At 74.2% G+C, this 19670-nt stretch carries 17 protein-coding genes and 1 pseudogene; 4 read left to right on the top strand and 14 right to left on the bottom strand.

The annotated features are described in order from the left end of the window. Window positions 1-28: 28 nt before the first annotated feature. From C9F11_RS39110 to C9F11_RS39090, 5 genes are all read right to left on the bottom strand, one after another. Window positions 29-1252, bottom strand: coding sequence for an MFS transporter (locus C9F11_RS39110; protein ID WP_138964749.1), 1224 nt, complete (start codon window positions 1250-1252; stop codon window positions 29-31). Then, the gene (locus C9F11_RS39105; RefSeq protein WP_138964747.1) at window positions 1249-4200 is read right to left on the bottom strand and encodes an AAA family ATPase; all 2952 of its coding nucleotides are present in this window, start codon (window positions 4198-4200) and stop codon (window positions 1249-1251) included. The genes C9F11_RS39110 and C9F11_RS39105 overlap by 4 nt, the downstream gene beginning before the upstream one ends. A 119-nt stretch (window positions 4201-4319) precedes the next feature. After that, window positions 4320-5585 (bottom strand): ATP-grasp domain-containing protein, encoded by a 1266-nt coding sequence (locus tag C9F11_RS39100; protein WP_138964745.1) that lies wholly within the window; start codon window positions 5583-5585, stop codon window positions 4320-4322. A 127-nt stretch (window positions 5586-5712) separates the two neighbouring features. Further along, complete coding sequence (locus C9F11_RS39095; RefSeq protein ID WP_138964743.1) at window positions 5713-6225, bottom strand: YbaK/EbsC family protein; 513 nt, start codon at window positions 6223-6225, stop codon at window positions 5713-5715. 141 nt (window positions 6226-6366) lie between these two features. Further along, a complete protein-coding gene (locus tag C9F11_RS39090; RefSeq protein WP_138964741.1) occupies window positions 6367-6819 on the bottom strand; it encodes a MarR family winged helix-turn-helix transcriptional regulator in 453 nt (150 codons plus the stop codon). 64 nt (window positions 6820-6883) lie between these two features. Here C9F11_RS39090 and C9F11_RS39085 point away from each other — a divergent pair, with 64 nt between their 5' ends. Both C9F11_RS39085 and C9F11_RS39080 read left to right on the top strand, forming a co-directional pair. Then, on the top strand, window positions 6884-7261 hold the full coding sequence (locus tag C9F11_RS39085; protein ID WP_138964739.1) for a hypothetical protein: 378 nt from the start codon (window positions 6884-6886) through the stop codon (window positions 7259-7261). Between the two features lie 313 nt (window positions 7262-7574). Next, a complete protein-coding gene (locus C9F11_RS39080) occupies window positions 7575-8528 on the top strand; it encodes a hypothetical protein (protein ID WP_138964737.1) in 954 nt (317 codons plus the stop codon). Between the two features lie 11 nt (window positions 8529-8539). On the opposite strand, the gene C9F11_RS39075 is transcribed toward C9F11_RS39080, so the two are convergent. Beyond that, window positions 8540-10042 (bottom strand): FAD-dependent monooxygenase, encoded by a 1503-nt coding sequence (locus C9F11_RS39075; protein ID WP_138967518.1) that lies wholly within the window; start codon window positions 10040-10042, stop codon window positions 8540-8542. A gap of 124 nt (window positions 10043-10166) precedes the next feature. On the opposite strand from C9F11_RS39075, the gene C9F11_RS39070 reads away from it, so the two are divergent. After that, window positions 10167-10808, top strand: coding sequence for a TetR/AcrR family transcriptional regulator C-terminal domain-containing protein (locus C9F11_RS39070; RefSeq protein WP_138964735.1), 642 nt, complete (start codon window positions 10167-10169; stop codon window positions 10806-10808). 30 nt (window positions 10809-10838) lie between these two features. On the opposite strand, the gene C9F11_RS39065 is transcribed toward C9F11_RS39070, so the two are convergent. The 6 genes from C9F11_RS39065 to C9F11_RS39040 form a co-directional block, all read right to left on the bottom strand. After that, the gene (locus C9F11_RS39065) at window positions 10839-11315 is read right to left on the bottom strand and encodes a VOC family protein (protein ID WP_138964733.1); all 477 of its coding nucleotides are present in this window, start codon (window positions 11313-11315) and stop codon (window positions 10839-10841) included. Window positions 11316-11438: 123 nt separating this feature from the next. Next, window positions 11439-11906, bottom strand: coding sequence for an NUDIX domain-containing protein (locus C9F11_RS39060; protein WP_138964731.1), 468 nt, complete (start codon window positions 11904-11906; stop codon window positions 11439-11441). Further along, window positions 11903-12538, bottom strand: coding sequence for a maleylpyruvate isomerase family mycothiol-dependent enzyme (locus tag C9F11_RS39055; RefSeq protein WP_138964729.1), 636 nt, complete (start codon window positions 12536-12538; stop codon window positions 11903-11905). Before C9F11_RS39055 ends, C9F11_RS39060 begins: the two co-directional genes overlap by 4 nt. 65 nt (window positions 12539-12603) lie before the next feature. Next, window positions 12604-13587 (bottom strand): universal stress protein, encoded by a 984-nt coding sequence (locus tag C9F11_RS39050; protein ID WP_138964727.1) that lies wholly within the window; start codon window positions 13585-13587, stop codon window positions 12604-12606. Between the two features lie 125 nt (window positions 13588-13712). Further along, entirely contained in the window at window positions 13713-16121 is a 2409-nt protein-coding gene (locus C9F11_RS39045; protein WP_269078146.1) for a phosphoketolase family protein, read from the bottom strand. A gap of 203 nt (window positions 16122-16324) precedes the next feature. After that, window positions 16325-17191: a universal stress protein gene (locus tag C9F11_RS39040; protein WP_249402066.1), complete on the bottom strand. Its 867-nt coding sequence runs from the start codon at window positions 17189-17191 to the stop codon at window positions 16325-16327. Between the two features lie 371 nt (window positions 17192-17562). On the opposite strand from C9F11_RS39040, the gene C9F11_RS39035 reads away from it, so the two are divergent. After that, on the top strand, window positions 17563-18141 hold the full coding sequence (locus C9F11_RS39035; RefSeq protein WP_138964721.1) for a hypothetical protein: 579 nt from the start codon (window positions 17563-17565) through the stop codon (window positions 18139-18141). Window positions 18142-18194: 53 nt separating this feature from the next. Here C9F11_RS39035 and C9F11_RS49080 read toward each other — a convergent pair whose 3' ends face one another. Both C9F11_RS49080 and C9F11_RS49075 read right to left on the bottom strand, forming a co-directional pair. Next, on the bottom strand, window positions 18195-19208 hold the full coding sequence (locus tag C9F11_RS49080; RefSeq protein WP_346347465.1) for an NAD-dependent epimerase/dehydratase family protein: 1014 nt from the start codon (window positions 19206-19208) through the stop codon (window positions 18195-18197). Next, window positions 19203-19595 (bottom strand): annotated as a pseudogene (locus tag C9F11_RS49075) (zinc-binding dehydrogenase); the annotation flags it as partial. The pseudogene C9F11_RS49075 and the gene C9F11_RS49080, both read right to left, overlap by 6 nt. Between the last annotated feature and the right edge of the window lie 75 nt (window positions 19596-19670).

The following is a 19670-nucleotide window of genomic DNA, read 5'->3' as shown; positions in this document are numbered from 1 at the left end:
GCGGGGCTACCGATCCTCGTCCCCGGCCTCACACGGGCTCGTGGACGCGGTCCGCGTGCCGGGTCACCAGCACGACGAGCACGCCCGCCGCCAGGAAGAACGCGCCGAACGAGAGCCACCCGGCGTACTCGCCCCCGACCAGGACGGCCCCCATCACCACCGGCGCCAGGGCCTGCATCAGCTGGGTGGAGAAGCTCCAGACGCCCAAGTACACGCCGTGGTGGCCCTCTTCCGACAGCGCGAAGGACAGGCCCCAGCTCGACGCGGCGGAGTACAGCTCGCCGAAGGTGATCAGGACGACGCCCAGGACGATGACGAGGGTCGCGGCGACCGGTCCCGCGTCGGCGGACACCGGCATGATCAGACAGCCGCCGAAGAGGACGACGCCCGCGTACAGGCCGGCGCGCGCGGCCCCCTTCAGCGTGTCCGTGCGACGGCTGACGGCCACCTGGAGCGCGACCACCAGGAGGGTGCTGAGCAGCAGGACGAGGGAGAGCGTCCACGAGGGCGCCGCGGTGCGCGTGACGATCCACAGCGGCAGCCCGACCGTGAAGAACTCCGAGCACACCGACAGCAGTCCGATCAGCAGCGCCAGCGTGAGGTAGGAGCGGTCGCGCAGGACGCCGGCGAGGCCCGTCAGCGATCCGGCCGCGTCCGTGGCCACTTGGGACGGTCCGGCCCGCAGGCGCGTCAGGAGCAGCACCACCAGGACGAAGGCCAGGGCGTTCCCCACGACCAGCGCCTCGATGGCCGTGCGGGAGTCCAGCGCGAGCGCGACGCCCGCGGCCAGACTGCCCACGGCCCAGCCGACGTTCGTCACGGACCTGCTGTAGGCGATGAACGAGATCCGCTCGTCCTTCTCGGCGAGCACCGTGATGTACGCGGGCTGCACCGCGCGCCCCGTGTTCTCCGCGAGGCCGATGCCGCAGGCGACGAGCAGGAAGCCGGCGTAGCCGTCCACCAGCAGATAGGACAGGAACAACGGAATCCGCACGGCGTAGGAGACCAGCAGGACCCGTCGGTAGCCGTAGCGGTCGCCGAGGAGCCCGCTGGGAACCGCCGTCGCGACGCCGAGCAGCGCGGCCAGGGTCAGGCCGCTGCCCACCTGCGCCGCCCCCAGACCGACGACGCGGATGAAGAAGATCGCGCTGCCCGCGATGAAGAGGCTGTTGCCCGCGGATTCGACGAGGGTGATCAGCGCGTAGGTCCGCAGGGCGGGGCGTGGGGGAAGCAGCCGGGGAAGACGGCTCATGCGTCCACCGCGCGCGTGCCGGGCTCGGGGGCGGCCTGGTGGGTCTGGTGGTAGCGCAGGGCCGCCTCGGAGCGGTTGCGGGCGCCGAGCCGCTCCAGGATGTGCGCGACGTGCGAGTTCGCCGTGCGGGTGCTGATCGTCAGCTCTTCGGCGATCTCCCGGTCGGTCCGGCCGTGGGCGATCAGGCGGAGCACCTCGGCCTGGCGCGGCGTGAGGTCCGCCGGGTGCGGGGCCGTCTCGCCCTGCCCGGGTGCGGCGTGCTCGGCGACGTTCGCGATCCGCCGGCACAGGGGCTCCGCGCCCATCTTGGCGGCGAGTCCGTGCGCGGCCTCCAGGAGCCGGTGTGCCCTGCGGTGCTCCGCGTGCTGGGTGAGGAGCGCCCGGCCCTGCCCGAGCAGCGCCGGGGCGAGGCGGGCCCGGGCGCCCGTGCGGCGGAAGACCTCGCAGGCGCGCGACCAGTGCTCCGCGCGGTGCACGCCCCGGTGCCGCTCGGCCTGGGCGCGGGCCACCTCGATGACGCCGTCGGTCAGTTCCACCTCCGCGGCCACGGAGGTCCGGGCCCGGGCGTAGGTCTCCTCGGCGACGTCGAGCAGCCGCGGCACGCCGTGCCCGCAGCCGCCCTCGCCGTCGGCGCGGTCGCCGTGCGCCTCGATGACCGCCGCGAGCGCGTGCACGAGGAACAGGCCGCCGCCGAGCGACGGCAGGGGGTGCGCGGCCAGTTCGAGCACGCGGTCCGAGAGCTCCTCCAGGGCCTGCTGGTGGCCGAGGGCCGAGGCGACGGGGACGAGCAGGCTCAGGAAGTAGGTCTCGTGCACCAGGTTGTCGACCGGCAGCAGCCGCTGGAGCTCGGGCACGCGCTCCCTGGCCACGGGGTGCCCCCGGTGGGCGGCGAGGAAGCAGGAGACCAGGTGTTCCTCGGTCTCCAGGATCGACTTGGGGTTGCTGGGCAGCCGGTCCAGGGTGAGCCCGGCGGCCTCGCCCCAGCCGCCCGCTTCGATCAGGTCCTCGACTAGCGCGAGGCGCAGCATCGTTCCGCCGGAGTAGGCCTGGCCGTGCCGGTCGGCGAAGCGGAGCCCTTCCCAGCGGATCCTGATGGAGTCGGCCAGGCGCCCGCTCACCAGGTACGCGGCCCGCGCCTCCACGAAGTAGGTGCGCAGCGCCACGTCGGCGCAGTCGATGCGGAAGGCCGCGTCCCGCGCGTTCCTGGCGTACTTGATGGACGTCTCCAGCTCGCGGACGCAGCTCGTCGCCTCCGCGAGGTTCATGTCCACGATGGCCTGCAGATGGGGGTCCTCGGAGCGCGCGGCGATGGTGCGGGCGCGCGAGAGGAGACCCATCCCGTCGGCCGCGCAGCCGGTCGTGACGCGGGAGAGGCCGCAGGAGCACAGCACCCGGGCCCAGGTCCGGGGGCTGTCGGACGCGGCGAGTTCGCTCAGGGCGCGCTCGTAGCACTCCCGGCACTCCTGCCCCGAGTCCTGGCCGTTGCTGCCTTCCAGATAGCGGCCGAGGTGTTCGTACAGGAGCGCCCGCGAGGGTGCGCCGGGCCGGCCCGCGGCGATCTCCCCCAGGGCCTGGTGGACCAAGGTGCGGGCCTTGACGACGTCGCCCGACGAGAAGGCGGACTCCGCGGCGCGCCGGAGCACCTCGGCGCGGCAGGTGCTCGGCACCGGCCATTCCCGCAGGTGGCCGGAGAGGTTCAGGGCCCGTTCGTACAGGCGCAGCGCGTCCGCCGGGGAGGAGACGTCGATCAGCAGGGCGGCGTGGACGGCGGTCCGCAGGGCGGTGGCCTTCTCGCCCGCCGCGTACCAGTGGTTGGCGATGCGCAGGGCGAACAGATGGCCGGTGTCGTCGGCGAGCGCCGACCTCGTCGTGAGGGTCTCGGCCACGCGCCGGTGCAGCCGCGCGAGGTCGCCGGGCAGCAGTTCGTCGAGGAGCGCCTCGCTGATCAGGGAGTGCCGGAACCGGTAGCCGCCGTCGCGCGAGGCGAGGAGTTTCGCGGCGACCGCCTCGCGCAGGGCGGGCCCGAGCGCCCCGCCCTCCCACAGCGCGGCGAGCATGCCCTCGGAGGCGGGATGGCCGACGACCGCGAGGAGTTCCAGCAGGGTGCGCGCTCGGGCGGAGACCCGGGAGGTGCGGGCGAGCAGCAGGTCCTTGAGGGTGTTGGGCAGGACCTCGCCGGTGCTCCACGCGTCCTGGAGGAACTCGCAGTACAGGGGGTTGCCGCCGGAGCGCCGGTGGATCTCCCGGGCCACGTCGTCGGCCACCTCGCCACCGCCGCGGGAGGCGAGGAGCAGCCGGATGTCGTCGGCCTCGAGGGATTCCAGTTCGATGATTTCCGCGCCGGCGCGAACGAGTTCGGCGACGAGGTGGAGGTGCGTCGGCTGCGGGGACGGCTCGTCGGTGCGGTCCGTGAGCACCAGCAGGACGCGCGCCCGCTGGAGGTTGTGGTGCAGGAACTGGATCAGTTCCCGGGTGGCCGCGTCGGCCCAGTGGATGTCCTCGATCGCGAGGACGACGGGGGCGTCGTGGCTGATCCGGGCCAGTGTGCTGAGCACCTGTTCGGCGATCTGCGCCGCGGAGGGGCGGGAGGCGGCCGGTGCCGGGGCACCGAGGGAGGACAGCGCCTCGGTCAGCGTCCGCAGGTCCTGCGCGATCCTGGCGCGTCGGTGGGCCGTTCCGGACCGGACGACCGGGTGCCGCAGCGCTTGGATGAGGGGCGCGAAAGGGCCGCCGAAGAGCCGTAGCGAGAGGCAGTCGCCCTGGAGCAGGATCCCCTCGCGCCGCTCCGCGATGTCGAGGAACTCCCCGAGTAATCGGCTCTTGCCTATTCCGGCTTCGCCCCGTATCAGCAGGAATCGGGGGCGGTCGGCGTCCAGATGTTCATAGTGGTGGACGAGGCTTTTCAGGCAGGCGTCCCGGCCGATCATTACGGAGCTCTTCCTGCGCATGTGGTCCCTCCGACCATGCGTCTGCGTCACGGACCAATCCGGACCTTCGGTGGGTGAGCGCTCTGCCGGCCGGTCGCGTCGGTCGGAACGTCCCGTCGGCGGTGGCCGCCGACGCGTTGTCAACCGCCGGGGCGGGGAGCGACGCGGTAGAGGAGCCCACTGGATTCCCAGCTTCTGAGCTGGAGGTAGTCGCGCATGATCTGCTGCTGGGAGTCATGCAGGAGGTACACATGCCCGGGGGAGGAAAGGATGTCGACGGTGCGGCGCACGTCGGCGCCCTCGCTGATCTTGCTCAGGATGCCCCAGTACGAGGGCAGCCGGTGCAGCAACGACAGGCCCTCGGCGCTCTCCACGTACCCGGACCGGTCGGCGATGAGGGAGATCATCGACACCTGTTTCCTCAGTTCGTACGGCAGCGGGATCCGCCGCGCGAACTCCTCGGGGGTCGCGTAGCACTCGGCCGTCAGCGTGGCGTGGTTGTCGCCCGTCGCGGCGGTCACCGCTTCCGGCAGGATGCTGCCGACCGGCCGCGCCGCGGTCTCGATGAGGACGGGACCGGCCGCCGTGACCATGATCTCCGTGTGTGCGGGGCCCCACTTGAGGCCCAGCGCGTCCAGCACGTCGCGTACGTAGGCGACGATCGCCTCCTGTCGCTCGCCGGAGCGCGGGAGCAGGTCCTCCCGGTCGGAGACCACCGCCGCGCCCTCGACCTCCTTGGTCTCGTCGGTCCAGATCTCGGCGACGTAGTGGCCGCCGTCCGCGCTGACGGTGTTGACGTAGTACTGCTCGCCCTTGAGGTACTCCTGTACGAGCAGCTGGCGGTTGACGCTGCCGACGCGGTTCACCGTGCCCAGGATCTTCGCCGCGGCGGCGCTGACGGCCGCGCTGTCGTGGCAGAAGTGCACGTTCTCGGTGCCCGCGCTGTCGACGGGCTTGACCACGACGGGCCACTGGTCCTGCTCCACGGCCCAGGCGGCGGCCTCGGCCGGGTCGGACGCCCGGTGGTCGACCGCGGCGCGCAGCCCGGCTCGGCGCAGGGCCTCGGCCATGCGGCCCTTGTCGCGGCGATCACGGCTCTGGGCCGTGCCGTTCGTGGCCAGGCCCAGCCGCTCGCTGAGCGCGTCCGCCAGCTCCACGCCGTTCTCCGTACCGGCGATCACGAACTCCACGTTCCGCGCTGCCAGCCAGGCCGCTGTCTCCGCGACCGCGCCGGTGTGGGCGAAGAGCTCCCGATAGCTGGACGGTTCGAAATCCCGCCGGAAGAACTCCGGGATCTCGGGGGTGCTCTGCACATGCACGCACTCGACGCCGAATTCCCGGAAGGCGGCTGGCAGATAGCGCCCGGTGGAATGGGCGTCCACAAGGGCGCCGACGCGCTGGCTCATGACGTACCCGATCTTCTCGGCCCCGGACAGGGTCGCGGTCCCGGGGCGGCCGGAACCCGCGGGGACCTCGGTACCGGTGACGGAGCCGGTGCCGCACGGACAAGGCCCCGCGCTCGGCGGACTGGGCTCAGTACTTCACGATGGGATTGTCCGTCTCGGACAGGAGTGCCGCCCACTGCTCCGCGCTGACCTCGATGGTCTCGGTCGGTGGGCCGGGCGAGAGGATCAGGCGCGCCTCGTGCTCGATGGCGCTGTCGATCAGCAGGGTGACCCGCGGTGGAAGGCCGAGGGGAACGGCGCAGCCGGGCTCGCAGCCCGTGACGGCCTTGAGCTCGTCCCCGGAGGCGATGGAGAACTTCTCCCCCAGGGCCGCCCGCGCCCTGGCGGTGTCGAGCCGCTGCCCTTCCACGGAGACGAACATCGTGTGGCGTCCGCTCTTGCCCCGCAGGAACAGCGACTTGGTCTCCGTACCGGTCAAGCGGAAGCGCTCCCTGACCTGCGCGGCGGTCTCGTAGTCCAGGACGGCCTCATGCACGTGGGGCGAGAAGTCGACTCCGGACCGGGCGAACACCTCCACGACGCGCTGCCGGACCTCGCCGGTGGTGGGCTGCTCATCGGCTGACTTCTGACCGTCCACCATGGGCCATTCATTCCTTTCGCACGACCTGATAGCTGATCAGATTACCCCGGAGCCCTGCCGTTCTCCAGTCCGTTCATGCTGAACACGTCTGGAGGAACAGCCCAGTTGGCCGCCGCACGCAGGGGCGTCGCGCCCTTCGCCTCAGCGGTCCGGCCGCCCCTGGCTCGCACGGTAGAGGACGTTCAGGTTGCGGAGGAACGCCTCCCGGTCGGCGGCGGGAATCCGCCCGAGCAGGTGCTCCTCCCCGTCCTGGACCGCGGCCCGGGCGGCGTCCCGCAGGCGGCGCCCCTCGGGGGTGAGGGTGAGCAGACGCACCCGGCGGTCCTTGGGGTCGGGCCGGCGGGTCAGCAGTTCGCGGGACTCCAGGTCGTCGAGCACGGCGATGATCCGCGTCTTGTCGGCGTGGATGGCCTCGGCCAGTGCGGCCTGGGTGCGCAGGGGTGTCTCGTCGAGGTGACAGAGGACCGCGTACGCCCACATCGTCAGGCCGTGCGCGTCGAGGACCGGCTGCTCGGCGGCCATGAGGGCGCGCCCCAGGGGGACGACCATGGCGGCGAGGTCGGGGCGGGGCGCGTCTCCGGGGGCGGCGTTCATGCCAGGGACGGTACCCGTTGACAAATAGTACGCCTACGCAGATCGTAGGCGCATGCTTATGAATATGGTGAGGTCCTCCTGGACGCCCGGGCCCGAGCACGGCCGGGGCGGCCCCGTCCTGGTCAGCGTCACGGACTTCCGGCTCGACCGGGCGCTGGACCTGCCCGGCGTCCACCGCGCGGGCCGACGGCTCGGGAAGGGCTGGCCGGAGCTGGAAGGGGCCTACGGAATGTGGCTCTGGGCGCGGCCCTTCGCGCGCCGCTGCGGCGCCGTGGCCGTCTGGCGGGACGAGGCCGCCCTCCACCGGTTCATCGCCTGGCGGCCGCACGTGGAGATCATGCGCGCGTACCGGGAGCGGGGCACCCTGACCTCCACCACCTGGCACGCGGACGCGTTCGACCCGGCGCGGACCTGGGCCCGTGCCCGCACCCGTCTCGCCTGAGGCTCACGGGCCGGGGACCGCCGCGGCTCACGCCGGGCGGTGGGGAGTTCGGCCGAGTCGTAGATGCGTCCCTGGTTCGAGGCCGTCCCCGTCCGTCCGGCGCGGCGCGAACGCGGCCCGCGCGCTGCGCAAGCCTCAGTTTCGGACAGCACCTTGATTTAGACATTGTCTCGGTTTGGTCACGAGGCCTGAGCGGCCTGAACGCCGGTGGACGAGGCGCCCGTACTCACGCCACGAAGGCACTCGACAGCTCAGCGTCCACGACCGGCCCGGCGCCGCGGCGCACCGGCCGACCGAACCTCAGGAGACCGCGATGCTCAAGAAGACCAAGCCCGCCCTGTTCCTCGCCTCCTTCGCCACCGTCGGGGCCCTCGCCCTGACCGCCTGCGGGGGCGGCGGCAGCGACGACGACGCCAAGAAGTCCTCGGGCAACGCCCCCGCCGCCAACGCCGACCGCGCCGAAGGCCAGACCGGCTCCGACTCCGGCTCCGGCTCCGGCTCCGGCTACGACCTCTCCCTGCGGTCGGGCACCGCCCGCGCGAACAACGCGCCCCAGCGGACCGGCGATTGGGCCAACCCGCCCGGCAAGCCCGCGGCGAAGCCCGTGCAGCGCAAGTGGGTCCAGCTCTCGGCGAGCCGCGCGGGCAAGCTCAACCCCGTGGTCGTCAACGGCTCCGGCTTCACCCTCTACCGCTTCGACAAGGACACCGCGCGGCCCTCCGTGTCGAACTGCTCCGGCGCCTGCGCCACCACCTGGCCCCCCGTCCTCGTGGACCCGGGCGGCAAGATCTTCGTGGACGGCGTGAAGACCTCGGACGTCGGCGTCATCAAGCGCGCCGACGGCACCCGCCAGGTGACGATCGGCGGCTGGCCGGTCTACCGCTTCAGCAAGGACCTCAAGCCCGGCGACACCAACGGCCAGGGAGTGGGCGGCACCTGGTTCGGCGTGACGCCGAACGGCCAGAAGGCCGGGCAGCCCGCCGGGGGCGGCGCGGGCCAGGGCGGCGGCCAGGGCCAGGCCGACCCGGCGAGCAGCGTGATCCTGTTCGACAACGTCAACTTCCAGGACCCGGCGCAGGGCGTGGCCGGACCGGGCTGCCAGAACGTGGCGCGCCCCAAGGTCGCCTCGTCCCTGTCCGCCGACGGCTCCCTGAAGCTGTGGTCGCGCCCCGGCTGCAAGGGCGAGTCCAAGGTGGTCTCCGGGGACGTCGCGGACCTGCGCAGGGTCAACTTCGACAACAAGGTGAGCTCGATCGCGTTCGGCTGACCGGGCAGGCCTCAGGCGGCCTCCCGCGCGTGCCCCGGCCGGGCGGCGGCCTCCCGCGCCCACCCCACGTGCCCGTCCGGCCGGATCAGCGCGGAGCCCACACCCTCCCAGTCGGCACGGTCCCCGACCGGCGGCCCCTGGTGGACGATCACGTCCGCCGAGGGGCCGTCGGTCCGTCCGGCGAAGTCGAGCAGCACGGGGCGGCCCGCGTGCAGCAGGTCGAAGAGGCGCACGTCCGGGCCGAGTCGGAGGTTCGGCGCACGGCGGCCGGTCAGCGGATGGTCACCGCCGCCGTCACCGGGCCCTGAACCGCCGTCGCGGATCCCGTACGCCTCCGTGTACGCGGTGTCGTACGCGACCCCGAGGCCCGAGAGGCCTTCGGCGAGGCGCCGGGAGAACGCGGGCACGGTGGCGACGGCCGAGCCGAGCACCTCGCGCAGGGCGCGGCCCTCGGCGGAGTAGGCGGTCATCAGGGCCGTCTGGGCGCGGGTGCTGGTGAGCAACTCGGCGCCGACGGGGTGCCGTTCGGCGTGGTAGGTGTCGAGCAGCGCGTCCGGGGCCGCGCCGCGCAGGACGGCGGCGAGCTTCCAGCCGAGGTTGGTGGCGTCCTGCACGCCGACGTTGAGGCCGACGCCGCCCGCCGGGAAGTGCATGTGGGCCGCGTCGCCCGCGAGCAGGACCCGGCCCTTGCGGTAGGCCGCCGCCTGGCGCGTCGCGTTGCCGTACCGGGAGAGCCAGCGTGGGTCGCGCATCCCGAAGTCGTCCCCGGCGATGCGCGCGACGGTGGCGCGCAACTCGTCGAAGGTGAACTCGCCCGGCGGGTCGGACCGCTGTCCCTCGGGGGTGTGGCCGACGAAGCGGTGGACGCGGTCGGGCAGACGGACGCACATGAGGCCGCCCCGGGGCGTGGCCACGCTCAGGACGGGCCGGGCGGACGGCCGGTCCAGGACGACGTCGCCGAGCCAGCCCCAGACCGTGGCGTCGGTGCCGGGGAAGGCGATGCCCGCGGCGGCGCGCACGGTGCTGCGGGTGCCGTCGCAGCCCACGACGTACGCGGCCTCGATGGCGTACGCGCCCTCGGGGGACTCGGCGTCGACGCGGACGCCGGACGCGTGCTCGGTCAGGCCGGTGAGGCGGTGGCCGCGCCGGACGGCGGCGCCCGCGGCCCGCGCGCGCTCTTCGAGGAGGGCTTCGGTGCGGGCCTGCGGCAGCGCGAGCGTGAAGGGGTACGGGGTGTCGAGGACGCCGAAGTCGAGGCGCTGGTCGAGCGACCCGTAGTGCCCGTCGGGGATGCGCAGACCCTCGGCGAGGAAGGGCTCGGCGGCGCCGCGGAAGGCCAGGACCTCCAGCGTGCGCGGGTGCACGGTGAGCGCCTTGGAGTGCGGGGACGGCTCGGGCCGCGCCTCCAGGACGGTCACCCGCACTCCGCCCAGGCGCAGTTCGGCGGCCAGCCACAGGCCGACCGGGCCTGCCCCGGCGATGACGACGTGGGGGTCGGGGTGGTGTGTGCGCACGGGCGCTCCTCTGCCGGTGGTCTCCAGGTGCGGGCGGCGGGCGTCGCCGACGGAGGCGTTCGGCACGCCCTGCCCTCACATTTGGTCAGTGACCAATTTCGATTGACCTCAGTAGACTAGGTCAGTGACCAAAAGGCAAGAGCCGCCCGTGCGGGCGGAGAGCAGCTACCGTGCGGGCCTGAGCCCCCGGGCCGTCGCCCGCGCCGCCCTCGGCATGCTGGCCGAGAAGGGCGCCGACGGCGTCTCCGTGCGCGGCACGGCCGAGCGCCTCGGGGTGCGGATGAACACCGTGCTGTGGCACGCCAAGACCAAGACCCGGCTCCTGGAGCTGATGGCCGACGCGATCGTCGACGAGGTCTCGCTCGACGGGCTCCCCACCGAGTGGCGGGAGCGCGTGCGCGAGCTGATGGCCCGCTTCCGTCGGGCGCTGCTCGCCCACCGGGACGGCGCCCGCATCGTCACCGGCACGTACGCGGCCGAGCCCGCGACGCTGCGGTTCGCCGAGACGCTGACCACGGCGCTGCTCGACGGCGGGCTGCCCGACCGCGAGGCCGCGTGGACGGCGTGGAACCTCCAGTACTTCGTCCTGGGCCTGACGCAGGAGGAGCAGTCCGTGCCGGACGCCGGGGACTCCCGTCTCACCGAGGCGCTGGCGGCGGGCGACTACCCGTCGCTCGGCCGCCTCGCGGCGCACATCGGCGACGCGTCGTTCGAGGGGCGGTTCGACCACGGGCTCGATCTGCTGCTCGGGCCCGGGCGGCGGTGAGCGCCCGGGCCCGCGCGGCCCGCGTCGCCCTCAGGCGCTGTCGGCGGCGGCCCGCAGGGCCGCCACGTCGATCTTCTGCATCTTCAGCATGGCCTCCATCGCCCGCTGGGCGCGGCCCGCGTCCGGGTCGGTCATCAGCTCTTCGAGAGCGGCGGGAACGACCTGCCAGGACAGGCCGTACTTGTCCGTCAGCCAGCCGCACTGGCTCTCCGCACCGCCGTCCGCGGTGAGCCGGGCCCAGTAGTGGTCGACCTCGTCCTGGTCCGCACAGCCGATCACGAAGGAGACGGCCTCGTCGAAGGTGAACTCGGGGCCGCCGTTGAGGGCCGTGAACGCCTGTCCGTCCAGCTCGAAGTCGACGGTCAGCACGGTGCCCGCCGGGCGCGGCCCGGCCTCTCCGTAGTACGACACGTTGTTGACCTTCGAGTTCGGGAAGACCGAGACGTAGAACTCCGCGGCCTCCAGGGCCTTCGTGTCGAACCACAGATTCGGGGTGATCTTGGGCATGGCACTCTCCTGTCGCCTGGTCGTCGGCGGCGGCCCGCGGGCCGCCGCCGCTCTCCCTGTGATGACCCTCGCCCGGGCCGGAACTCATCGCCACCGGGCGGGGCGGCGCGCCCCGAGCGCCGCTCAGCTCGTCAGGAGTGCGGTGAGGCGGTCCAGGAAGGGACGCTGGCCCGCGACGAGCCGGTCGTGGGCCTCGGGCAGGGACAGCCAGGCCACCCGGTCGAGCTCGGGGAACTCCTGGAGGCGGCCCGAGCGGGGCGGCCACTCCATCGTGAAGGTGCCCGGCACGACGGACGCCGGGTCCAGGTCGGCCGCGACGGCCCAGACGGTCACCGTCTTGCCGCCGGCCTGGCGCGCCTCGCCCAGCGGGAGGTAGGGGCCGGGCGGGGCCGGGAGCCCCAGTTCCTCCTCGAACTCGCGCACCGCGGCGGCCAGCGGCTCCTCGTCGTCGCCGTACTCCCCCTTCGGGATGGACCAGGCGGCGGCGTCGCGGCGCGCCCAGAACGGTCCGCCCATGTGGCCGACGAGCACCTCCGGGTCCGGACCGGGAGCACGGAAGAGCAGCAGTCCGGCGCTGCGGCGGGCGGTCATGACAGCGGGGCCGCCTCCGCCAGCGTGGCGGCTCCCGGCCCGTCGAGCTCGTCCAGCGCGGTTCGTCGCCCGGACACGGCCAGGAGCAGGGCGAGCGCGGGGCCCTTGGCCTCCGGGCCCGTGCCGATCGCGAGGTCGGTGTCCGTGGCCGTGAGCCGGACGCGGGTCGTCAGTTCCTTGGCCCCGCCGAAGGAGGCCGGTGTGCGGGTCTGGAGGCGCAGCGCCCTGACCACGGCCTGTCGCGGGTAGGAGCGGGTGAGGCCCACGGGACGGCGGATGTCCTCGCCGTGGACGACCTCCTCGACGAGCCTGCTGTCGAGGGGCGCCGGAGGCGTCGAGGTCCGCGCCGCCACCCGGCGCAGCCGCTCCAGCGTCTCCCCCGGTGTGGCGCCGCGCTCGCGCTCCACCCCGCGGGTGTTCTGACGGTCGAAGTCGAAGCGCGCCCGTACGAGACCGGCCACGAAGCCGAGGCGCGTCGTGCGGGCCGTGTCGACCAGGTGGGCGGCCACGTCGTGCACGCTCCAGCCCGCGCACAGGGACGGCGTGCTCCACCGCTCGTCGTCGAGGTGCGCGAGGTCGTCGATCAGTGCCGCGCGCTCCGCGTGCACCAGCGCCCAGACGTCGTCCTTCATGACAGTTCCTCCGCTCGATCACAGGTTCTGTCAGGGGGACTCGCGGCGCACCCGGAACTCATCGCTCACGCGTACGGCACGACCGCGACGGGGCAGGACACCCGGTGCACCGCCGAGTGCGCCGTGCGGCCCAGGCGCGGGCCCGTGGCGACGCGGCGGCCGATGACCAGGAGCGAGGCCCCCAGCGAGGCCTTCAGGAGGTGGTGGCCCGGGCGCCCGAACACCACCTCCGCCACGACCTCGACCTGCGGGAACGCGCGCCGCCACGGGGCGAGGAGGGTGCCGAGCCGGTCCCGTGCGTCCGCTTCCGCGCCGAGGAGGCCGGACAGGTCCGTCGGTTCGGCGGCGGACGGCGGCGTGCTGGTGGTGGGCCGCCGTACCGTCCAGGCGTGCACCGCGTGCAGGGGCGCGCCCCGGGCCTCGGCCGCGGCGAAGGCGTACGCGAACGCGGGGTCGCCGGGGTGCTCGACGTCGACGCCGAGCACGACCGGGCGGTACGGCGTGCCGCGCGAGGGCACCCCGGCGGCGTCGGGGACGTGCGCGTCCTCGGGCCGCTCCCCCGCGCGGACCAGGACCACGGGACGCTCGGCGCGAGCGGCGACGCCCCCCGCCACCGAGCCGACCAGGAAGCCCCCGAACCCGGTCGGGCCCGAGAGCCCACGGGAGCCGAGGACCAGGGACTCGGCCTGCGCGGACGCCGCGAGGAGCGCGGGCACCGCGGGTCCGCGGGGCTGCTGGGCGTGGATCTCCAGGGCCGGGTGGACGTACGCCAGCGTGATCGCGGCCCGGTCGAGGACCCCGCGGGCCCGGTCGGCGGGCCGCAGGACGCGGCGGTCCCGGGCCGGGAGCGCGGGCGGGACCCCGGCGTGCACCAGGCGCAGCGGGGCGCGGTGGCGCAGGGCCTCGCGGGCCGCCCAGTCCGCGGCGTCCATGCTGGCGTAGGAGCCGTCGATGCCCACGGTGACGACGTGGGGGACGGCGGTCCGGGCACTGCCGAAGGGAGTGGTGCGAGGAGTGCCGGAGGGGGACGGAGTGCGGTCGTGTTTCATGTCGTGCCCCAGCGGGGTGGAAGGGTGAACGGTCGGTGCGGGTCGGCGCGGGCGGTTCCGGGCGGGCCCGATCGGGTCGATCGGGCCCGTGGGACCGGGCGCGGCCCCCCGGCCGGGCGGGCCGGTCAGTAGGGCCACGACCAGTCCGCGACCTCCGGCAGGTCCGTGCCGTGCTCGCGGATCCAGGCGTGGTGGCGCGTCCGGGCGTCGGCCATGAGCTGGCGCAGGCCCGTGGCGCGCACGGACAGGTCGGCGACGCGGTCGATCACGTCCATGACCAGGCGGTACCGGTCGAGGTCGTTGCAGACGACCATGTCGAAGGGCGTGGTGGTCGAACCGGTCTCCTTGTAGCCGCGCACGTGCAGGTGGCCGTGGCCCGCGCGGCGGTAGGCGAGGCGGTGGATGAGCCACGGGTAGCCGTGGTAGGCGAAGATGACCGGCTTGTCGCGGGTGAAGAGCGCGTCGTACTCGAAGTCGGCCATGCCGTGCGGGTGTTCCTCGCGCGGCATGAGGCGGGCGATGTCGACGACGTTCACGACGCGGACCGCGAGGTCCGGCAGGTGTTCGCGGAGCAGGGCCGTGGCGGCGAGGACCTCCTGGGTGGGCACGTCGCCCGCGCAGGCGAGGACGACGTCCGGGTCGCGCAGGCCGTCGTCGGTGCCCGCCCACTCCCAGACGCCCGCGCCGCGCGCGCAGTGGGCGCGGGCCGCGTCCAGCGACAGCCAGTCGAAGCAGGGCTGTTTGCCCGCGACGATGACGTTCACGTAGTCCCTGCTGAGCAGGGCGTGTTCGGCGACGGACAGCAGCGTGTTGGCGTCCGGCGGCAGATAGACGCGCACGACCTCGGGACTCTTGTTGAGGACGTGGTCGACGAAGCCGGGGTCCTGGTGCGAGAAGCCGTTGTGGTCCTGGCGCCAGACGTGCGACGTGAGCAGGTAGTTGAGGGAGGGGACGGGGGCGCGCCACGGCAGGTCGCGTGCTGTCCTGAGCCATTTGATGTGCTGGTTGACCATGGAGTCGACGATGTGCACGAACGCCTCGTACGAGGAGAACAGGCCGTGCCGGCCGGTGAGGAGGTAGCCCTCCAGCCAGCCCTGGCAGAGGTGTTCGGACAGGACCTCCATGACGCGGCCGTCGGGGGCGAGGTGTTCGTCGGTCGGCAGCGTCTGCTCCTGCCAGGCCTTGCCGGTGACGGAGAAGAGCGCGCCCAGGCGGTTGGACTCGGTCTCGTCGGGCCCGACGACGCGGAAGTCACGGCGTTCGGCGGTGTCGGCGATGACCTTCGCGAGCAGCCCGCCGAGCACCCGGGTCGGCTCGTGCAGGGCGGTGCCGGGCTTGTCGACGGGGACGGCGAAGTCCTCCAGGGGGCGCAGGGGGAGGCTGCGGGTGAGCCGGCCGCCGTTGGCGTGCGGGCTCGCGCCGAGGCGCCGGGTGCCCTCGGGGACGCAGGCCAGGACCTGGGCGGTGGGGCGCCCTTCGGCGTCGAAGAGCTCCTCGGGCCGGTAGGAGCGCAGCCAGGCCTCCAGCTGCCGCAGGTGCTCGGGATTGTCGCGGACACCGGCGAGCGGCACCTGGTGGGAGCGCCAGGTGCCCTCGACGGGCTTGCCGTCGACCTCGGCCGGTCCGGTCCAGCCCTTGGGGGTGCGCAGCACGATCATGGGCCAGGCGGGCCGCTCGGTCGCGCCCTCCTCGCGGGCCGCCCGCTGGATGTGGGTGACGCGGTCGACGGCCCGGTCGAGGGCGGCGGCCAGGTCGCGGTGCACGGTGCTGGGGTCGTCGCCGCTGACGTGGATCGGCTCGTGGCCGTATCCGCGCAGGAGGGAGTCGAGTTCGGGCTCGGGGATGCGGGCCAGCACGGTCGGGTTGGCGATCTTGTAGCCGTTGAGGTGCAGGACGGGCAGGACCGCGCCGTCGTGCACCGGGTCGAGGAAGCGGCTGGAGTGCCAGGAGGTGGCGAGCGGCCCGGTCTCGGCCTCGCCGTCGCCGATGACGCAGGCCACCAGGAGGTGGGGGTTGTCGAAGGCGGCGCCGTAGGCGTGGGCGAGGGAGTAGCCGAGTTCGCCGCCCTCGTGGATGGAGCCGGGCGTCTCGGGGGCGACGTGGCTGGGCACGCCGCCGGGGAAGGAGAACTGCCGGAAGAGCCGTGCCATGCCGGTGGCGTCGCGCGTGACGTCGGGGTAGACGTCGCTGTAGCTGCCGTCCAGCCAGGAGTTGGCGAGCACGGCGGGTCCGCCGTGGCCGGGCCCCCAGACGCACAGCGCGTCCAGGCCGCGTTCGCGCACGATCCGGTTGAGGTGGGTGTGGACGAGGTTGAGCCCGGGCGAGGTGCCCCAGTGGCCCAGGAGGCGGGGCTTGATGTGCTCGGGCCTGAGCGGCTCGGTCAACAGCGGGTTGGCGAGCAGATAGATCTGGCCCGCCGCGAGGTAGTTGGCGGCGCGCCAGTGCGCGTCCAGGACGGAGAGCTGGTCCTTGGCCATGGGAAGCCTCGATTCCGTCGGAGTGTCCGGGGGCGGGGTGGCCGGGTTCCACGGCAGGTGCGGTTCAGGCCGGGTGAGTCACCCACGCCGGATGGCCTGCCCCGTGGCGGGGGCGTGCCCCACTTGGGGGCGGCCCGGTCGGGGGCGGCGGGGAGGGGGCGCGGGCGTGGGCCGGGCGGCCCCTTCGGGGCCCCGCGGTGGTGCGGCCCTCCCCCTCCCGAGAGGGCCGCGCCACCGGCACTCAGGCGTGCGGTCCGCGCTCAGGCATGCGGCACCACCGCCACCGGGCACGCCGCGTGGTGCAGCACCGCGTGGTTCACCGGGCCGAGCTGCATGCCGACCTGGCCCGTGCGGCGGCGGGCGCCGACGACGAGCAGATCGGCGCCCGCGGCCGCGTCGAGCAGCGCCGCGCGCGGGCTGCCCTCGACGACCCTGCGGTGCACGGGAACGGCGCTGTGGGTGCGGGCCAGGCCGCCGATGGCCTCCTCGACCCGGTGCTCGGCACGCTCCTGGTGGGTGTCGGCGGCGGCCGGGCGCGGCCGCTCCGGGGCCTCGTGCGCGGGGCAGCGCCAGGCGTGCACGACGTCGAGGGCGGCGCCGCGCCGCTGCGCGCAGCGGACGGCGTAGTCGAGCGCGGGCCGCGCGTCGGCGGCTTCGTCGACGCCGACGACGACCCGCCGGTGGGTCCCGTCGCGGTTGTCCTCCGCGCCGCGCACCACGGTGACCGGGCATTCGGCGCGGGCGGCCACGGCCAGGCCGACCGAGCCGAGCAGCAGGCCGGTGAGCCGGCCGCGGCCGCGGCTGCCGACGAGGATCCCGCTCGCCCGGCGGCTCTCGCGTATCAGCGCGGACGCCGGGTCCTCGTCGAGCGTCTGGCTCGTGACCTTGACCGAGGAGCTGCGGCAGTGGGCACGCTCGGCCGCGTCCGCGACGACGCGGTCGGCCTGTGCCCGCACCAAGGCGCGGTTGATGCCGAAGGACGGCTCGTGCCCCTCGTACCACTCCCAGCTCGACGCGTGCACGATCCGCAGCGGCACCGCCTGGCGGTCGGCCTCGTCGACCGCCCAGTCCAGCGCCCGCAGGCTCGACTCGGAGCCGTCGACGCCCACGATCAACGGATGCTCCACGGGCCATCGCCCCTCTCGTCTGGTCGCGAACTCATCGGAGAAGGCCGCGGCGAAGCCTCCCGGGAGCTGCTTCGGGGTGACGTCCGGGAGGATTTCAGGGCCTTCCCGCATGACGCTGACACCGCGACGACGCGCGCGCGAGTGGCGAACAGGCCTGTACGTGAAGGCCGAACGGCCCTGTGGCCGAGACCCGCCCGTCCGCGGGGCCGGGCCGCACGAGGCGTACGGCCGGGGTGACACGTGACCGCGGTGCCCGGTGTCCCGTTCGCCCTCCGGACCTCGCGGAGGGCCGTCCGACCCGCTGCCGAGGGACGGCCGTGACCGCTACGCTCGAAGACGCGCACCCCCTGCGTGGTGCGGAGGTTGACGCGATGCGCTCTCGGGTTCGGTGCTGGCGCTGGCGACGCGGTCCGCTGCGCCGCCGCTCGGACGTGGTCGAGGCGTGGACGGTGCTCGTGATGGGCCTCGTCCTGTTCCTGGGCGTTCCCGCGGCGGCGGCCGCGGCCGGGATCGCCGTGCACGCGCGGGCCGAGGAGACGGCCCGGACCGCCACGGCCACCCGGCACCGCGTGACCGCGACGCTCACCTCGGACGCGCCCCCGCCGGTCCCGGCCGTCGGCACGGTGCCCCTGTACGACGTCCCGGCGCGCTGGACCACCCCGGACGGCGCCGAGCACACCGGCCACGCGCGCGTGGCCGCGGGCAGTCGGCGCGGTGAGCACGCGGCGGTGTGGCTGGACCGTAACGGCCGGGTGGCCGGGGCCCCGCCGGACGCGGAGGACGTGGCCCTGCGCACGGCGAGCGCGGCCCTGGCCGCGGGCGCGGCCACCGCCCTGGCCGCGCTCCTGGCGCGGCACGCGGTGGGCCACGCCCTCGACCGGCGCCGCCTCGCCGCCTGGGAGCGGGAGTGGCGGCGCACGGGGCCCGAGTGGGGCGGCTGGACGGCCTGACCCGGGCTCAGCTCACGGCTGCGCACCGGGCCCCGCCCGCGACCCGGGCCGCCTCAGCCGCTCTCCTCCGACGTCAGGCGCTTGCGGATCCACTCCACGGCGTCGTCGTACCGCGGCGTCCAGCCCAGCTCCGCGCGGGCCCGTGCGCCCCGGACCCGGCTGTTGGAACCGAGGGCGTAGACGGCCGGTTCGTAGCCCCACTCCTCGATCGCCGCCTCGATGCCCCACGGCCGCGCGGCGCCGCAGCCCAGGACGTCGGCGATGGCCTGCGTCAGCTCGCCGAACGGGGCCTCGCCGTTCTCCACGAAGTAGAACGCTCCGGCGGGCGCCGACGCCAGGGCCAGCTCGTACAGGTCGGCGACGTCGTCGATGTGGACGTTCGACCAGATGTTGTGCCCCGGACCGATGTGCCGGGCCACGCCGCTGGCCTCCGCCTGGCGGGCGAGGCGGGGCAGTTGCACGCTGTCGCGCGACAGGCCGTAACCGTGGCCGTAGATCAGGGAGTTGCACAGCACCACGGACCGCACGCCGCGCTCGGCCGCGGCGAGGACGAACCGGTCGAGGTCGACGCGCGGCGCCTTGTCCGGCTCGGCCCGCCACGGGCCGCCCGGCTCGACGTCGGTCTCGGTGAAGACGCGCTGCGACACCGCGCCGCGCGCGTCGTCCGCGACGATGCTGGAACCGCTGGTGTGCAACAGGGGCTTGCCCGTGCCTGCGAGCGCGGCGACGAGGGCTTCGACGGCGGGCCTGTGGTCGCTGTCGGCCGCGTTGACCACGGCGTCGGCGGCGCGCGCGGCCGCGCCGAGGACCCTCGCGTCGTCGAGGTCGCCGAGGACCGGGGTGATGCCGCGCTCCCGCAGCGCCCGCGCCTTCTCCTCGGTGCGGGCGAGGCCGCTCACGTCGTGGCCCGTCCCCCTCAGCCGGTCGGCGAGCGAGCCGCCGATGTAGCCGGTGGCTCCGGTGACGAAGATGCGCATGGTCGACCTCCAGATAACGTGCGTACGCCGTGTGCGTTCAGGTGCGGCACCACGCGCACGCGACTGCCTGGCGCCGTTCCTCGCCCCCAGACCCGGCCGGGGGGCGAGGGCGAGCACGCCCACCTTGCCCAGGTGCAGATTGCGCTGGACCAGGCGGGCGGCCTCGGCCGTCTCGTGCAACGGGTACGTGGTGGTCAACGCGGGGCGCAGGCGCCCGAGGTCGAGCAGCCGGTGAACGGCGGCCTGTTCGTGCAAGTCGGCGCCGTGGCTGCCGATGATCCGCTTCAGCCGCCTCCACGGATGGCGGTTGTCGAACTCGTGCCGGTAGCCGGTGCTCGACCCGCAGGTGACGACCGTGCCGCCGCGCCGGGCCACGAACACCGAGACGCCGCACGTCGCCCGGCCCACGTGCTCGAAGACGATGTGCGGATCCTCGCCGACGGCGTCCCGGACGCACCGGCCGAGCCGTTGGCCCACCGCCGCCGGGTCGCCGGGCCCGCGCCCGGTCTCCGCCTTCGGTGAGGCGTTCTTCCTGCACCTGGACGAGATGGC

Origin of the sequence: Streptomyces sp. YIM 121038 (genome assembly GCF_006088715.1) — a bacterium.
GTDB lineage: Bacteria > Actinomycetota > Actinomycetes > Streptomycetales > Streptomycetaceae > Streptomyces.
This window is presented reverse-complemented; position numbering and strand designations above follow the sequence as displayed.

Bases quoted from the DNA above. Each gene is read 5' to 3' on its own strand.
- C9F11_RS39110 (WP_138964749.1), bottom strand. From the start codon at position 1,252: ATGAGCCGTCTTCCCCGGCTGCTTCCCCCACGCCCCGCCCTGCGGACC.
- C9F11_RS39105 (WP_138964747.1), bottom strand. From the start codon at position 4,200: ATGCGCAGGAAGAGCTCCGTAATGATCGGCCGGGACGCCTGCCTGAAA.
- C9F11_RS39100 (WP_138964745.1), bottom strand. From the start codon at position 5,585: ATGAGCCAGCGCGTCGGCGCCCTTGTGGACGCCCATTCCACCGGGCGC.
- C9F11_RS39095 (WP_138964743.1), bottom strand. From the start codon at position 6,225: ATGGTGGACGGTCAGAAGTCAGCCGATGAGCAGCCCACCACCGGCGAG.
- C9F11_RS39090 (WP_138964741.1), bottom strand. From the start codon at position 6,819: ATGAACGCCGCCCCCGGAGACGCGCCCCGCCCCGACCTCGCCGCCATG.
- C9F11_RS39085 (WP_138964739.1), top strand. From the start codon at position 6,884: ATGGTGAGGTCCTCCTGGACGCCCGGGCCCGAGCACGGCCGGGGCGGC.
- C9F11_RS39080 (WP_138964737.1), top strand. From the start codon at position 7,575: ATGCTCAAGAAGACCAAGCCCGCCCTGTTCCTCGCCTCCTTCGCCACC.
- C9F11_RS39065 (WP_138964733.1), bottom strand. From the start codon at position 11,315: ATGCCCAAGATCACCCCGAATCTGTGGTTCGACACGAAGGCCCTGGAG.
- C9F11_RS39060 (WP_138964731.1), bottom strand. From the start codon at position 11,906: ATGACCGCCCGCCGCAGCGCCGGACTGCTGCTCTTCCGTGCTCCCGGT.
- C9F11_RS39055 (WP_138964729.1), bottom strand. From the start codon at position 12,538: ATGAAGGACGACGTCTGGGCGCTGGTGCACGCGGAGCGCGCGGCACTG.
- C9F11_RS39050 (WP_138964727.1), bottom strand. From the start codon at position 13,587: ATGAAACACGACCGCACTCCGTCCCCCTCCGGCACTCCTCGCACCACT.
- C9F11_RS39035 (WP_138964721.1), top strand. From the start codon at position 17,563: ATGCGCTCTCGGGTTCGGTGCTGGCGCTGGCGACGCGGTCCGCTGCGC.